This window comes from Streptomyces nogalater, from assembly GCF_039532885.1.
Taxonomy (GTDB): Bacteria; Actinomycetota; Actinomycetes; order Streptomycetales; family Streptomycetaceae; genus Streptomyces; species Streptomyces nogalater.
In genome coordinates this window covers 88,535-102,100 of record NZ_BAAASM010000075.1, presented here as the reverse complement: position 1 = coordinate 102,100, position 13,566 = coordinate 88,535, and the positions used below count along the sequence as shown (strand labels likewise).

Annotated in this window: 15 protein-coding genes; 8 read left to right on the top strand and 7 right to left on the bottom strand. The window is 74.1% G+C overall.

What is annotated here, in order from left to right; all coding sequences use genetic code 11:
- Positions 1-29: 29 nt before the first annotated feature.
- A complete protein-coding gene (locus tag ABD350_RS36560) occupies positions 30-1,055 on the bottom strand; it encodes an NAD-dependent epimerase/dehydratase family protein (protein WP_344353535.1) in 1,026 nt (341 codons plus the stop codon).
- 328 nt (positions 1,056-1,383) lie between these two features.
- On the opposite strand from ABD350_RS36560, the gene ABD350_RS36555 reads away from it, so the two are divergent.
- Together ABD350_RS36555 and ABD350_RS36550 are read left to right on the top strand one after the other, a co-directional pair.
- Positions 1,384-2,277 carry a polysaccharide pyruvyl transferase family protein gene (locus ABD350_RS36555; RefSeq protein ID WP_344353534.1) on the top strand — a complete coding sequence of 298 codons (894 nt, stop codon included), beginning with the start codon at positions 1,384-1,386 and terminating at the stop codon, positions 2,275-2,277.
- Between the two features lie 103 nt (positions 2,278-2,380).
- Positions 2,381-2,944, top strand: a complete 564-nt coding sequence (locus ABD350_RS36550; RefSeq protein ID WP_344353533.1) for a hemerythrin domain-containing protein — start codon at positions 2,381-2,383, stop codon at positions 2,942-2,944.
- Between the two features lie 193 nt (positions 2,945-3,137).
- On the opposite strand, the gene ABD350_RS36545 is transcribed toward ABD350_RS36550, so the two are convergent.
- On the bottom strand, positions 3,138-3,482 hold the full coding sequence (locus ABD350_RS36545) for a DUF3040 domain-containing protein (RefSeq protein WP_344353530.1): 345 nt from the start codon (positions 3,480-3,482) through the stop codon (positions 3,138-3,140).
- A gap of 390 nt (positions 3,483-3,872) precedes the next feature.
- Here ABD350_RS36545 and dhaK point away from each other — a divergent pair, with 390 nt between their 5' ends.
- From dhaK to ABD350_RS36530, 3 genes are all read left to right on the top strand, one after another.
- Complete coding sequence (gene dhaK / locus ABD350_RS36540; RefSeq protein WP_344353527.1) at positions 3,873-4,865, top strand: dihydroxyacetone kinase subunit DhaK; 993 nt, start codon at positions 3,873-3,875, stop codon at positions 4,863-4,865.
- A 68-nt stretch (positions 4,866-4,933) separates the two neighbouring features.
- Positions 4,934-5,542 (top strand): dihydroxyacetone kinase subunit DhaL, encoded by a 609-nt coding sequence (gene dhaL, locus ABD350_RS36535; RefSeq protein WP_344353524.1) that lies wholly within the window; start codon positions 4,934-4,936, stop codon positions 5,540-5,542.
- The gene (locus ABD350_RS36530) at positions 5,535-5,945 is read left to right on the top strand and encodes a PTS sugar transporter subunit IIA domain-containing protein (protein ID WP_344353522.1); all 411 of its coding nucleotides are present in this window, start codon (positions 5,535-5,537) and stop codon (positions 5,943-5,945) included. Before dhaL ends, ABD350_RS36530 begins: the two co-directional genes overlap by 8 nt.
- Before the next feature lie 84 nt (positions 5,946-6,029).
- Here ABD350_RS36530 and ABD350_RS36525 read toward each other — a convergent pair whose 3' ends face one another.
- Positions 6,030-6,899 carry a glycoside hydrolase family 75 protein gene (locus ABD350_RS36525; RefSeq protein WP_344353520.1) on the bottom strand — a complete coding sequence of 290 codons (870 nt, stop codon included), beginning with the start codon at positions 6,897-6,899 and terminating at the stop codon, positions 6,030-6,032.
- Positions 6,900-7,354: 455 nt separating this feature from the next.
- Between ABD350_RS36525 and ABD350_RS36520 the strand changes: the two genes are divergently transcribed.
- Complete coding sequence (locus tag ABD350_RS36520) at positions 7,355-8,326, top strand: fibronectin type III domain-containing protein (protein ID WP_344353517.1); 972 nt, start codon at positions 7,355-7,357, stop codon at positions 8,324-8,326.
- A gap of 219 nt (positions 8,327-8,545) precedes the next feature.
- Positions 8,546-9,181, top strand: a complete 636-nt coding sequence (locus tag ABD350_RS36515; protein WP_344353514.1) for a hypothetical protein — start codon at positions 8,546-8,548, stop codon at positions 9,179-9,181.
- A 7-nt stretch (positions 9,182-9,188) separates the two neighbouring features.
- Here the strand turns inward: ABD350_RS36515 and ABD350_RS36510 are convergent, their stop codons facing one another.
- Together ABD350_RS36510 and ABD350_RS36505 are read right to left on the bottom strand one after the other, a co-directional pair.
- Positions 9,189-9,734 (bottom strand): PadR family transcriptional regulator, encoded by a 546-nt coding sequence (locus ABD350_RS36510; protein WP_344353511.1) that lies wholly within the window; start codon positions 9,732-9,734, stop codon positions 9,189-9,191.
- Positions 9,735-9,766: 32 nt separating this feature from the next.
- The gene (locus ABD350_RS36505; RefSeq protein WP_344353510.1) at positions 9,767-11,782 is read right to left on the bottom strand and encodes an oxidoreductase; all 2,016 of its coding nucleotides are present in this window, start codon (positions 11,780-11,782) and stop codon (positions 9,767-9,769) included.
- 133 nt (positions 11,783-11,915) lie between these two features.
- On the opposite strand from ABD350_RS36505, the gene ABD350_RS36500 reads away from it, so the two are divergent.
- A complete protein-coding gene (locus ABD350_RS36500; RefSeq protein WP_344353507.1) occupies positions 11,916-12,056 on the top strand; it encodes a tautomerase family protein in 141 nt (46 codons plus the stop codon).
- 1 nt (position 12,057) lies between these two features.
- Here ABD350_RS36500 and ABD350_RS36495 read toward each other — a convergent pair whose 3' ends face one another.
- Together ABD350_RS36495 and ABD350_RS36490 are read right to left on the bottom strand one after the other, a co-directional pair.
- Positions 12,058-12,429, bottom strand: a complete 372-nt coding sequence (locus ABD350_RS36495; RefSeq protein WP_344353504.1) for a hypothetical protein — start codon at positions 12,427-12,429, stop codon at positions 12,058-12,060.
- A gap of 94 nt (positions 12,430-12,523) precedes the next feature.
- Positions 12,524-13,405 carry a hypothetical protein gene (locus ABD350_RS36490; RefSeq protein ID WP_344353502.1) on the bottom strand — a complete coding sequence of 294 codons (882 nt, stop codon included), beginning with the start codon at positions 13,403-13,405 and terminating at the stop codon, positions 12,524-12,526.
- Between the last annotated feature and the right edge of the window lie 161 nt (positions 13,406-13,566).

Sequence of the window (13,566 nt, the reverse complement as noted above, 5' to 3'; positions counted from 1 at the left end):
CTCCAGGGCCGGGGAGGGGCGGGGGGTCGTCAGGAGTGCGGGGCCGGGTCCTGCGCGCGCGGCACCGGTTCCGGGGGCGGGGCGGCTTCCGGGGGCAGGGCGGCGAAGTAGGCGATGGTCTGCTTCAGGCCCTCCTCCCAGGGGACCTGCGGCGACCAGCCGAGCAGCTCGCGCGCGAGGGTGGTGTCGGGGCGGCGCCGGCCGGGGTCGTCCACGGGCCGGTCGATGAACGCGATCGGGGAGCGGGAGCCGGTGAGGGCGACCACCCGGCGGGCCAGGTCGGCGACGGTGATCTCGTCGCTGCCGCCGATGTTCACCGGCCGTACGGCCCTGCTCGCGGCGACCCGCAGGATGCCGTCCACGGTGTCGTCGACGTAGCACAGGGAGCGGGTCTGGCTGCCGTCGCCGGTCACGGTGAGCGGTTCGCCGGCCAGGGCCTGGCAGATGAAGGTGGGCACGGCCCGGCCGTCGTGGGCGCGCATCCGCGGCCCGTAGGTGTTGAACAGCCGCACGATGCCGGCGTTCGTGCCCCGGGTGCCGGTGTACGCGGTGACCAGGGCCTCGGCGAACCGTTTGGACTCGTCGTACACGCTGCGCGGCCCGACGGGGTTGACGTTGCCCCAGTAGCCCTCGTGCTGCGGGTGGACCTGCGGGTCGCCGTACACCTCGGAGGTGGAGGCGAGCAGGAAACGGGCGCCGTCGCGTTCGGCGATCGTCAGGGCGTTGCGGGTGCCGGTGCTGCCGACCTCCAGGGTCTGCAACGGCATGCGCAGGTAGTCGGCGGGCGAGGCGGGGCAGGCGAAGTGCAGGACCAGGTCGTACGGGCCCGCCAGGCGCTCGGCGCAGTCGGCCGTGGAGACGTCGCAGTGCGTGTACCGGAAGCCGGGCCGCGTCTCCAGGTGCGCGATGTTCTCGCGCCGCCCGCAGACCAGGTTGTCGGCGCAGTCGACTTCGACGCCTGAATCCAGCAGCCGCTCGCACAGGTGGGAGCCGAGGAAGCCGGCGCCGCCGGTCACGAGGGCGCGCCGCCAGGAGAACGGTGTGGCACCAGTCATGGGGCTTCTCCTTCGTCGTGCTTCGTCCACGGCGTCCGCGCCCCGGAAGCACGTCGTGGACCGCGCCGCCCGTGTACGGCCGGGGCTGGGTACGGGTGTTCGGCGCGTGCCGCGTCATCGGGCCCGGCGTCACCGGCCCGTCGGGAAGGAAGGGATCAGGGCCCGGGCCCCGGAGACGTCCGGGACCGCCCTGCCGGACCGCCACTGGCTGGACGGCACTGGCAGCTGAGTTCCCCTGCCAGTTGGATTCACGCGTTGGATTCTTATTCTCCGGAATCACGGGTACTCGCGCGACTCAGGCGCCTCTGTTATCACGGAGGAGACTTCCATGCACGACGACGTCCCGGCTGCCGTGCTGCGCACCCTGCACGGGCCCGGCCGGCCCCCCGGGAAGCTGCTGCTCACCGGCTGGTTCAGCTTCCGGGACGGGGAGGCGACGGCCGGGGACGTGCTCGCCCAGCGGCACATGTCGGCGGCGCTGGCCGGGGCCGGCATCGCGCACGACACGGCGTGGAGTCCCGGGTTCAGGCCCGGGGCGCTGTCCCTGGAGACGGCCGACCCGGGCGCCTACGACACGCTGCTGTTCGTGTGCGGCCCGGTGTACGGGCCCCAAGTCGCCGGCCTGCATGCAAGGTTCAGGTCCTGCACACGACTGGCGGCCGGGGTCTCGGTGGTCGACCCGGCGGACCCGGCGGCCACCGGTTTCCATACGATCGTCGCCCGGGACGGCACCGCGGCCCCGGCCCGCCGGGACCTCGCGGCCGACGCCCCGCTGGGCCCGCTGCCGCCCGTGGTCGCGGTGGTGCTCTCCTCGGGTCAGGGCGAGTACGGCGCGCGCCGGCGGCACGCGCAGGTCAACGACGCGATCACCGGCTGGCTGCGCGGCAAGGACTGCGCGCGCGTGCCGGCCGAGACCCGGCTGGCCGTGGACGACTGGCGGCTGTGCGCCACCGCCGAGCAGTTCCTCGCCCTGGTCGCCCGCTGCGACCTGGTGGTCACCACCCGACTGCACGGACTGGTGCTGGGCTTGCGGGCCGGCACCCCGGTGATCGCGGTCGACCCGGTGGCGGGCGGGGCCAAGGTCACCGCGCAGGCGCGCGCCGCGGACTGGCCGGCGCTGGTCGCGGCGGACGCGCTGACCTTCCCGGAGCTGGACCACTGGTGGGCGTGGACGCTGTCCGAGGGAGGCCGGACGGCCGCCGCCCGCCACTCGACGCGCTGACCGCGCGTGGCGGACGGTGTAACGCGCGGTGCCCGGGGCACTCGGCGCGGCGACGGCACGGCCCCTTTCCGGGCCACCGCGTCTCACGAAGGAGGTAACCACCATGGGTCACGGCGGAAACGTCATCCAGGAACTGACCACCGACCACCGTGAGGTGGAGGAGATCTTCGGCCGTTTCGAGGCGCTGCCGCCCGGTTCACCGGAACGCAAGAACCTCTGCGACCAGGCCACGATCGAGCTGGTACGGCACTCGGTCGCCGAGGAGGCCTACCTCTACCCGGCGGTGCGCGAGCACGTGGCGAACGGTGACGCGCTGGCGGACAAGGAGATCGAGGACCACGCCAAGGCCGAACGGCTCATGAAGGACCTGGAGGGCTGCCAGGCGGACGATCCGCGGTTCGACACGCTGATGACACAGCTCATGAGCGAGATCCGGTCCCATGTGGCCGACGAGGAAGAGAACCTGTTCCCGCGGCTGGAGGCGGTCTGTCCCCCGGACGCGCTGATGGAGCTGGGCGACAAGGTACGCCGGGCCAAGCGGATGGCACCGACCCGCCCGCACCCCTCGGCACCGGACACTCCCCCGGGCAACAAGCTGCTGGCACCGGGAGCGGGCCTGGTCGACCGGCTGCGGGACGCGCTGTCGGGGCGGGGCAAGGAGAGCTGACGGCCGCGCCGGGACCGCATGGTCCCGGCGCGGCCGAGCCACGCCCTCCGTGGCACCCCGTCCGGCCCTGACGCGCCGCCGGCCCTCGCGGCCCGGCGGCGCCGGTCGTCTCGTACGCGCCCACGGAGGGGACGTCACGGGTTCGGATCAGAGATCCGCGGCCCACGGGGTTCAGGCCCGTGGGCCGCGGGCTTCAGGTCCATGGCGTGAGCCGGGGACGGCGGTGGGGCCGCCGGGGGCGCGGGCGGGTGGCCCGGCACAGCAGCCGGAACGCCTGGATGAGGGTGAGCGGCCACAGCGCCGCGAAACACCACAGCAGGGCGGGGTCCGAGGTGCGGATGCCCATGACGGCGACGAACACCGACGCCACCGCCAGCAGCAGCACCGCCGCCGGCAGCCAGACACCGTACCGCGCCTCACCCATCCGGCGCGCGAACCGCCGGTCCTGCCTCAGGCCCGCCTCGATCCGCGCCAGCGCCAGCCGCTCGCGCGCTGACAGTCGCACCCCGTCGTGCTCCCACATCTTCCACTCGTCCACGGCGACGGCACCTCCTCGGTCGGCGGCCTGCGGGCTCCCCGCCACCGGGTTCCCCGGACGCGGCGGCCGATGCGGTGCCGGAGACCGGGAGAGCCCCGCGACCGGTGACGATCTCCCCGGTGCCACATGTCCGGCGGCCAACCGGCGCGCCTTAGCAGGGCGGTTGGCGCCGGAACGGGTGGCGGGGCGGCCCGGGTGTCCCGGTAGAGTGCTGTTCCCCTTGGTCGACGGTTCGCTACGGACCGTAAAGCCGGGCGGCGGCACGTGACCTCGGCTGCCGCAGGGCAGATACTGCCCTTAGACGGGACGAACGGCTGTCTCCACCGGGTGACCGTCGGCACCTGACGCCCCGTCACGGCAGTCGAGGGCCAGGTTCGCGAGGAGACACCTATGAGGATGCTGATCAACGTACCGGAGACGGTCGTGGCGGACGCGTTGCGCGGTCTGGCGGCGGCGCATCCCGAGCTGAACGTGGACGTGGAGAAGCGGGTGATCGTCCGCCGGGACGCCCCCGTGGCCGGGCAGGTCGCTCTCGTGTCGGGCGGCGGCTCCGGGCACGAACCGCTGCACGGCGGTTTCGTCGGCCCTGGCATGCTCTCCGCCGCGTGCCCCGGCGAAGTCTTCACGTCACCGGTGCCTGACCAGATGGCACGCGCCGCGGCGGCCGTGGACAGCGGCGCGGGAGTCCTGTTCGTCGTGAAGAACTACACCGGTGACGTGCTGAACTTCGACATGGCGGCCGAGCTGGCCGAGGACGAGGGCATCCAGGTCGCCAAGGTGCTCGTCAACGACGACGTGGCGGTCACCGACAGCCTCTACACGGCCGGCCGGCGGGGTACGGGCGCGACGCTGTTCGTGGAGAAGATCGCGGGTGCCGCCGCGGCCGAGGGGCAGCCCCTGGAGCGCGTGGAGTCCATCGGCCGCCGGGTCAACGACAATTCGCGCAGCTTCGGCGTGGCCCTCAGCGCCTGTACGACCCCGGCGAAGGGCAGCCCCACGTTCGATCTGCCGGACGGGGAACTGGAGTTGGGCATCGGAATCCACGGCGAGCCGGGCCGGGAGCGGCGGCCGATGATGACCTCCGGAGAGATCGCCGACTTCGCGGTCGACGTCGTCCTGGAGGACCTGCCGCCGCGCGGTCCCGTCCTGGTGCTGGTCAACGGCATGGGCGCGACCCCGCTGCTGGAGCTGTACGGCTTCAACGCCGAGGTGCAGCGGGTGCTGCGCGAACGCGGTGTGGCCGTGGCCCGCACCCTCGTCGGCAACTACGTCACCTCGCTGGACATGGCGGGCGCCTCGGTGACGCTGTGCCAGGTCGACGAGGAGCTGTTGCGGCTGTGGGACGCCCCCGTGAAGACCCCGGCCCTGCGCTGGGGCATGTGAACGCGCGGTCCGCCCGCCCCACCACCCCCGGCCGCATGGTCAACCGCCCTGTCACGCAAGGAGATCCAGTGCTCGACGCCGATTTCTTCCGCCGTTGGATGACGACGGCCGCCGCGTCCGTCGGCCGGGAGGCCGAGCGGCTCACCGCCCTCGACTCGGCCATCGGGGACGCCGACCACGGCAGCAATCTGCAGCGCGGGTTCACCGCCGTGGCGACGGCCCTGGAGAAGGAGACACCGGACACCCCGGGCGGTGTCCTGATACTCGCCGGCCAGCAGTTGATCTCGACGGTCGGGGGCGCGTCCGGGCCGTTGTACGGCACCCTGCTGCGCCGCACGGGCAAGGCGCTCGGGGCTGCCGCCGAGGTCGGCGAGGGGGAGCTGGCCACGGCGCTGCGCGCGGGCGTGGACGCGGTGATGACGCTCGGCGGGGCGGCACCCGGCGACAAGACCATGATCGACGCCCTGGTGCCGGCCGTGGACGCGCTCGGCACGGGCTTCGCCGCCGCGCGGGCCGCCGCGGAGGAGGGTGCGGCGGCCACCATACCGTTGCGGGCCCGCAAGGGCCGGGCGAGTTACCTGGGCGAGCGCAGCATCGGTCACCAGGATCCGGGGGCGACCTCGTCGGCGCTGCTGATCGCCGCGCTGGCCGAGACGGCGGAGGCGGACGGTGAGTGAGGACAGGCCGGTCGGGATCGTGCTGGTGTCGCACAGCGCCCAGGTGGCCGCGTCGGTCGCCGAGCTGGCCAAGGGCCTGGCGGGCGGGGCGGCCGGGGTGCCGGTGGCGGCCGCCGGAGGTACGGAGGGCGGCGGGCTCGGCACCAGCGCGGAGCTGATCTCCGCCGCGGCGGCCTCGGTGGACCGGGGGGCCGGGGTGGCGGTGCTCACCGACCTGGGCAGCGCGGTCCTCACGGTGAAGGCGCTGCTCGCCGAGGGGGACGAACTGCCGGCGGGCACCCGCCTGGTGGACGCGCCGTTCGTCGAGGGCGCGGTGGCCGCGGTGGTCACCGCCGCGGCGGGCGCCGACCTGGCCGCGGTGGAGGCCGCGGCAGCGGAGGCGTACACCTACCGGAAGGTGTGAGGGGCGACCGGGACCCGGTAGGGTCGGCAGGCCCGTCCGGCGAGCGGGGCCGGGGGCGGAAGGGCTCGGCGGAGGGTCGGGGGGTCAGTGTCGGGCGAGGAAGCGACGGGCCAGCCGCTCGCCCTCCGCCGCCGCCGCGGCACGGTCCTCCGCCGCGGTGATCCGGGAACCGCGGAAGACGATGTAGGTCACGCCGGAGGACACCCCGCCGGAGCGCGGGTCGGGCCGGATGCCGAGGGCGCGTGCGGTGGCGTAGGAGGCCTCGCCGATGAGGTCGCGCGGGCCGGTGTCGCCGACGACGGCGTACCGCACCCGGTCCCGGTAGACGACGGCGGCGACCGAGCCTCCGCGCACTCCGGAAGCCCGGTGGTCCCAGCGGCGGCTGGGCACCGGCACGACGATGTAGGGCAGGGTCTCGGCGTTCAGCCGTCGGCCGTCGGACCCCAGGACCGCGGTCGCGGCGGCGAACACCGGGTCGGTACGGCGGTTGCAGCGGGCGGTGGGCCGGCCGTCGCAGTCGATGTCCAGGTCGGCCTTCCAGAACACCGCGTCGCGGGTGCCGCAGACGGGAACGGTCGCCGGGCGGCCCGCGTCGGTGCGGTACCGGCCCCGGGAGACCCGGTGGCACGTGCCGGCCCGGGCGAGGAGGCGGGCGGCGGTGACCGCGTCCCCGGCACGGCCCGTCCTGTCGCTCCTGTCGCTCCTGTCGCCACGATCCGCCCTCTCGGCGCGGCCCGGGCCCCCGTCGCCGCCCCCGCCCCCGCCCCGGACCGCACCGTGCACGCCGATGCCGTGAGCCGCGCCGACGCCATGGGCCGCGGTCCCCTCACGGACCGTGGTCCCGTCCCGGGCCGCGACCCGTTCGGCGGGTGGGACGGCGGTGGCCGGCGCGGGAAGTGCCGGAGCGATCAGGGCGGCGCCGGCCGCGGCCAGCGTCAGCGACGGGACACGCACGATGGGGAACCCTCTCGTCGGGGACAAGGCGGACGTCCGGCCCTTCTGTCCGGGCCCGGAACGCCGACCCCACTGTGATGTGATCTCGGGCACTCGGCCACGGGGTGCGCCGCGAAGGGGCCGGATGGAGCACGTTGTTGACACCCTGTACGGGGACGGCCGGGCGGAGTCGGCCCGGGCCGCCGCGAGGCACAACAGGGGGCCGGGGGTCCGGACCGGATACCGTTCCGGACCCCCGGCCGCCCGCGCCGGCGCGGGATCGGCGACGACAGCGTGTCCGCGCCACAGGCGTGAACTTCCCTGTTCTCGGGGGCAGTTCAGCCGTAGGGAGGTTCAGCATACGTAACCGCGGAGGGTGGCCACCAACGCGGCCCCCTTGCTGCGGTCACCCCGGCCGGGCCACTATTGGTCCGGACCTTTACGTGATGCCTAGGCCGTCCGGGGAGGGCAGTGCCGTGCGACGCGTTCCCTTTCCGCTCGCGGTGGTCTGCGGGACCGTGCTGCTGGCGGCCTCCTGCGGCTGGAACCAGACGGACGACGGCGACGGCCGGGTGCCCGGCGCTCCCGTCGGGGTCACCGCGGCGGCGGGCAGCGCCACGAGCGTGCACGTGATGTGGAACGCGGCCCCCGCAGGTGCCGGGGTCCGCACCTACGAGGTATATCGGGACACCACAAAGGTCGCCGAAGTACCGGGCGCGCAGCACATGCTGGACGTCACCAGGCTCAGGCCGTCCACCCTGTACTCCTTCACCGTGCGGGCCCGGGACACCGCGGGCCGGCTGGGTCCGCCGAGCCAGGTGGTGCGGGCGCGGACGCCGGCCGTGACGGCGGCGGACCGCTCGGCTCCGGCCCGGCCGGGAGCGGCCACCGGGCGGGCCGTGGGCAGCCGTGCCGTCCAGCTGTCCTGGGGCGCGTCCCGGGACGACCGGGGCGTGTCGTCGTACGACGTCTACCAGGGCGGGGTGAGGATCCACAGTGTCGGCGGGAACCAGACCGCCACCGTCCTCACGGGTCTGCGGCCCGGCACCCGTTATGTCTTCACGGTGCGCGCCCGGGACGCGGCCGACAACCTCTCCCCCGCCGGCCCGCCGGTCCGCCTGACCACGCCGGGCGGCGACGACGGCCGGAAGACCGCTCCCACCGGGTTCACCGCCGCCACCCACCGCGCCGACGGCGCCTATTACATCGACCTGGCCTGGGACCCGCCGCGCGCGGACGGTGTGATCGCCGAGTACCAGATCGGGCTGGACGGCGCGACGGCCACCTCGCTGGTCTGGGGCGGCACACCGCCGCGCGGCCGGGCACACCACAGCTTCTACGCGGGCACCGCGGCCGGGGAGGAACACCGGGTACGGCTGCGGGCCCGGCTGCCCGACGGCACCTGGGGCGGCTGGTCGGCGGAGCGGACGGTGACCACGGGCGGCTGAGGGCGGACCGGGGCGCGGGTGCCGCCGAACGCGAAGGCGCCCCCCTCCCCCGCGGCGGCTGTCACCGCACCCCACGCGCGGGGACGCGTCACCTGATCGGTCCGCTCCGGGTGCGGCCCTGCCCGGCGGGGCGTTGGCTGCGGTTGAGGCAGCACGGGCGCTTCCCGACCCCGGCGGCGCATGGGACGTACCGCCGACCGTGCCGCCGGAGGCCCGTCCATGGACAACTCGCGACTCCTGCTCCGCTCCGGCCTGACCCTGGCGGCCGCCGCCGCGCTCCCGGCCGCGTTCGCCGGGCCGACCGCCGCGGTTTCGGGCATCTCGGTCAGCACCACCGGCTCCACGGTCTCGGTGGTCACCAGCGCGTGCACCCAGGTCAACGGCAGCTGGGGCACCGCCGCCCTGCTCAGCAGCCGGCAGGCCAACTTCTCCCAGGGCCGGCAGGTGGCCCTGTCCGGCACGTCGGTCAGCCAGTCCGCGGCCTGGACGGGGGTGAGCCCGGGGACGTACACCGTGGTGGTGGTCTGTACCGGCGGCACCACCGCGGGCAGCCAGTCGGTGATCGTCTCCGGGGCGGCCGTCCCGACCCGGCCCGCGCCCGTCCCGACCCGGGCCGCGCCCGTCCCGACCCGGGCCGCGCCCGTCCCGACCAGGCCTGCGCCGGCCGTCCCGACCCGGCCGGCGATCTCGGCGACCACCAGACCGGCCCCGTCCCGGGGCGTGATGGGCGGCCTCGGCGGCGCCGCCCGCGACTACGGCCCGCTGACCCTGGGTGCCGGCGCGGCCCTGGTCGGCGCCGGGGTCGTCGCCACCGGCTGGGTACTGCGCCGCCGCTCCCGGCCGTACCGGCTCTGAGGAGCCGTCAGTCGGTGTCCGGCAGTTCGGCGAACTCCTCCAGGGCGTGGGTGAGCCACTGGGTCCAGAAGGTCTCCAGGTCGATCCCGGCCCGCAGGACCAGATGGCGCAGCCGGTCCTGCGGGGCGTCCCGGCCGGGCGGGAAGTCGCGCCGCTCGATCTCCCGGTACTCGGCCAGCTGCCGTCGGTGCAGCTCCAGATGGCGGCGCAGATCGGCCGCCAGGCCCGCGGTGCCGACCACGGCCGCCGCGCGCAGCCGCAGCAGCAGCACGTCCCGCTGCGGCTTCGGGTCCTGCGCGGCGGCGGTCCAGCGGGCCAGTTCGGCCCGGCCCGCGGGCAGCACCTCGTAGCTCTTCTTCTGCCCGCGGGCCGGCTGCTCGGCCGGCAGCGCGCGGATGAGCCCCTCGGCCTCCAGCTTCCCCAGCTCGCGGTAGATCTGCTGGTGCGTCGCGGACCAGAAGTAGCCGATCGACTTGTCGAACCGGCGGGTCAGTTCCAGTCCCGACGACGGCTTTTCCAGCAGGGCGGTGAGGATCGCGTGCGGGAGTGACATGGGCTCATCCTAGGGAGGGCGGTCCCCGGCCCCTACAGGGTCGCCGCCAGCTCCGTGCCCTGCTTGATCGCCCGCTTGGCGTCCAGTTCGGCGGCCACGTCGGCGCCGCCGATGAGGTGGGCGCCGCGGCCGGCGGCGACCAGCGCGTCGTACAGGTCGCGGCGCGGTTCCTGGCCGGTGCACAGCACGACCGTGTCGACCTCCAGGACCGTGCTCTCCTCGCCGACGGTGATGTGCAGGCCGGCGTCGTCGATCCGGTCGTAGCGCACGCCCGGCACCATGGTCACGCCCCGGTGCTTCAGCTCGGTGCGGTGGATCCAGCCGGTGGTCTTGCCGAGGCCGGCGCCGACCTTGCTGGTCTTGCGCTGGAGCAGGTGCACCTGGCGGGGCGGGGCGGGCCGCTCGGGGGCGGTGAGGCCGCCGGGCGCCCGGTAGTCCATGTCGACGCCCCAGTGCCGGAAGTAGGTCCCCGGGTCCTCGCTCGCCTTGTCGCCGGCGTCGGTGAGGTACTCGGCGACGTCGAAGCCGATGCCGCCGGCACCGAGGACGGCGACGCGGTCGCCGACGGGGGCGCCGTCGCGCAGCACGTCGAGGTAGCCGAGGACGCGGGGGTGGTCGACGCCGGGGATGTCCGGGGTGCGCGGGGTGACGCCGGTGGCGACCACGACCTCGTCGAAGCCGTCCAGGTCGGCGGCCTCCACCCAGGTGTCCAGGCGGACGTCGACGCCGTGTGCGTCGAGCTGGTGGCGGAAGTAGCGCAGTGTCTCGTCGAACTCCTGCTTGCCGGGCACCTTGCGGGCGACGTTGAGCTGTCCGCCGATCTCGCTCGCCGCGTCGAACAGGGTGACGGCGTGGCCGCGTTCGGCGGCGGAGACCGCGCAGGCCAGACCGGCCGGGCCGGCGCCGACCACGGCGACGCGCTTCTTCAGCCGGGTCGGCGCGAGGACCAGTTCCGTCTCATGGCAGGCGCGCGGGTTGACCAGGCAGGAGGTGATCTGCCCGCTGAAGGTGTGGTCGAGGCAGGCCTGGTTGCAGCCGATGCAGGTGTTGATCGCCTCCGGGGTGCCGGCGGCGGCCTTGGCGACGAAGTCGGGGTCGGCGAGCATCGGACGGGCCACGGACACCATGTCGGCGTAGCCGTCCGCCAGCAACTGCTCGGCGAGTTCCGGGGTGTTGACGCGGTTGGTGGTGACCAGCGGGACGGACACCTCGCCCATGAGCTTCTTGGTGACCCAGGTGTAGGCGCCGCGCGGCACGGAGGTGGCGATGGTGGGGATGCGGGCCTCGTGCCAGCCGATACCGGTGTTGATGATCGTCGCGCCGGCGGCCTCCACCGCCTTGCCGAGGGTGATCACCTCCGCCAGCGAGGAGCCGCCCGGCACCAGGTCCAGCATGGACAGCCGGTAGATGACGATGAAGTCCTCGCCGACGGCCTCGCGGACGCGCTTGACGATCTCGACGGGGAACCGCATCCGGTTCTCGTACGAGCCGCCCCAGCGGTCGGTGCGCCGGTTGGTCGGTGCGGCGATGAACTCGTTGATCAGGTAGCCCTCGGAGCCCATGATCTCGACGCCGTCGTAGCCGGCCTGCCGGGCGAGGCGGGCGGCGCGGGCGTAGTCGTCGATGGTGCGTTCGATGTCGGCGTCGGTCAGCTCGCGGGGCGCGAAGGGGCTGATCGGGGCCTGGAGGGGGCTGGGCGCGACGAGGTCGCGGTGGTAGGCGTACCGGCCGAAGTGCAGGATCTGCATCGCGATCCGGCCGCCCTCGCGGTGCACGGCCTCGGTGACCACGCGGTGCCGCTCGGCCTCCGCGTCGGTGGTGAGCTTCGCCCCGCCCTCGTACGGCCGTCCCTCCTCGTTGGGGGCGATGCCGCCGGTGACGATGAGCCCCACGCCGCCGCGCGCGCGGGCCGCGTAGAACGCCGCCATCCGCTCGAAGCCGCGCTCGGCCTCCTCCAGGCCGACGTGCATGGAGCCCATCAGTACGCGGTTGGGCAGCGTGGTGAAGCCCAGGTCGAGCGGGGTCATCAGGTGCGGGTAACGGCTCATCGGGCCCTCCGTACGCGGTGTCGTCGCCTCTTGTTGTAGAGGAAGCCCGGAGGTTTGTGCAACTAGTTGCATAACCGAGCTCGGCCGCGGTGACGGCCGCCGCTTATGTAACTACTAGTATGTACAGTGAGCCGTGACCGATCCCTACGACGGCGCCGGCGGCAATGTGCTGATCACCCTGACCGAGAACGGCGACGCCGACTGGTCCTTCGGATACGGGGTGGCGCAGTACGCCCCGGCCGGGCAGGATCCGGCCGGGGCGTCGCCTCGGTGACTCAGCGGCTCTCCAGGCGCAGGTGCAGATCCCGCTCCTGGTCGCCGGAGGCCGTACAGGTCTCCTTCACGGTGAACATCGAGTCCAGGGTGGTGCGGAACCGGTCGACGGCCCAGTAGCCGCCCTGGACGTCCGCCTGGACCGGCTGCCCGAGGTGGACCGGCGAGCAGCCGGAACCCCGGGGCTCGGCGACGTCGTAGGTGCCGAGCCAGACCATCGGCCGGGACTCGTGGAGCTGCTGGGGCTCCTCGTCCGCGCCCCGGTCGGAGGCGAAGCAGGAACTGAGCGCCTCGAAGACGAGACGGGCGTCCTCCTTCGAGCCGCTGATCTCCACCGTGACGGTTTCCGGATGCGACCGCTCCGTGTCTGCCATGATCGCTCCTTTCGTGGCCGCGCTGCGGTGGAACGGGGTACCCCGCCGAACCGCGTCCACCCCCAGGAAATCACCACGGGCCGTCGCGCACACCTCAGCCGCGGGTGAACTTGTACGTCTTGCTGTCCGTGAGCACGCAGAAGCCGGGCGAGACGACGATCACGCGCAGGACGCCGCTGCGGCGGTCGTAGTCGATGCCCTCCGCCTCGAAGGAGCCCTGGCAGGCGCTGCGCAGCGGCAGCTGCCGCTCCGCCGTGACATGCCCCGTGACGTCGGCGGTCCCGTCCGGCGGGGCGGACAGGTCGATCCGCAGCAGCGGCTTGGCCAGGCCGAAGAGACCGCCCTCGGGGTCGTCGGAGGAGCACAGCAGGGTGGTGGGGCCGGTGAAGTCGCAGCCCTGGACGTCGCGGACGGCGTGGTCCAGGCGGACGGCGGAGGCCTGCGGGAGGTCCGCCGAGGGGGAGGTGGCGGGGTTGACGCCCGGGGTCGGGAAGACCAGCAGGCGGGTCATGGTGCCCCACTCGCCGGACAGCATCCACCGCCCGTCGGGCGTGACGGCGGCCCAGGAGTTGTTCAGCGCCTCGCCCGGGCCCAGCGTGTGGACGTACTCCGACCAGGCGCCGCCGGGCGCCTGTACCCGGAACATCTTCGAGTTGCCGGAGTCCCGCTGGTAGGGCTCGATGTAGAAGCCGTCGTAGGAGGCGTCCGGGTCGCCGACGTGGTTCCATCCGCGGCCGGCCAGGCCCGGCGGGATGGTGCCGACGCCGGTGTACCGGTTCGGGCTGCCCGCCGGGACCTCCACCGAGGTCAGTCCCTGGCTCTCGGTCAGCGGGTCGGCGCGGTCGGAGCCGGTCTCGGTCCAGGTGCCGGCCGCCGAGGCGGGCGCGGGGGCGGCGAGGGACACGACGGCGGCGGTGACGAGGGTGACGAGTCCGGCGAGGACTGTGTGACAGCGTTGCCGGGCGGACGCGGGCATGGCCGGCTCCTCGGACGGGCGACGGGGCACTCGGACGGCGGACAGTCTGGCGTGGCGTCATAGTCATGTACAGACCAATCACGCAACATGAGCGTGAACTCTCACGGCCCGCCGGGACCACGCGGTACGGTCCCGGCGGGAGCCCCGAGCCGCGCGCACCA

Coding starts and splice junctions, on each gene's coding strand:
- ABD350_RS36510 (WP_344353511.1), bottom strand. CDS start 9,734: ATGTCACTCCCGCACGCGATCCTCACCGCCCTGCTGGAAAAGCCGTCG.
- ABD350_RS36495 (WP_344353504.1), bottom strand. CDS start 12,429: ATGGCAGACACGGAGCGGTCGCATCCGGAAACCGTCACGGTGGAGATC.
- dhaK (WP_344353527.1), top strand. CDS start 3,873: ATGAGGATGCTGATCAACGTACCGGAGACGGTCGTGGCGGACGCGTTG.
- ABD350_RS36560 (WP_344353535.1), bottom strand. CDS start 1,055: ATGACTGGTGCCACACCGTTCTCCTGGCGGCGCGCCCTCGTGACCGGC.
- ABD350_RS36490 (WP_344353502.1), bottom strand. CDS start 13,405: ATGCCCGCGTCCGCCCGGCAACGCTGTCACACAGTCCTCGCCGGACTC.
- ABD350_RS36555 (WP_344353534.1), top strand. CDS start 1,384: ATGCACGACGACGTCCCGGCTGCCGTGCTGCGCACCCTGCACGGGCCC.
- ABD350_RS36550 (WP_344353533.1), top strand. CDS start 2,381: ATGGGTCACGGCGGAAACGTCATCCAGGAACTGACCACCGACCACCGT.
- ABD350_RS36515 (WP_344353514.1), top strand. CDS start 8,546: ATGGACAACTCGCGACTCCTGCTCCGCTCCGGCCTGACCCTGGCGGCC.
- ABD350_RS36505 (WP_344353510.1), bottom strand. CDS start 11,782: ATGAGCCGTTACCCGCACCTGATGACCCCGCTCGACCTGGGCTTCACC.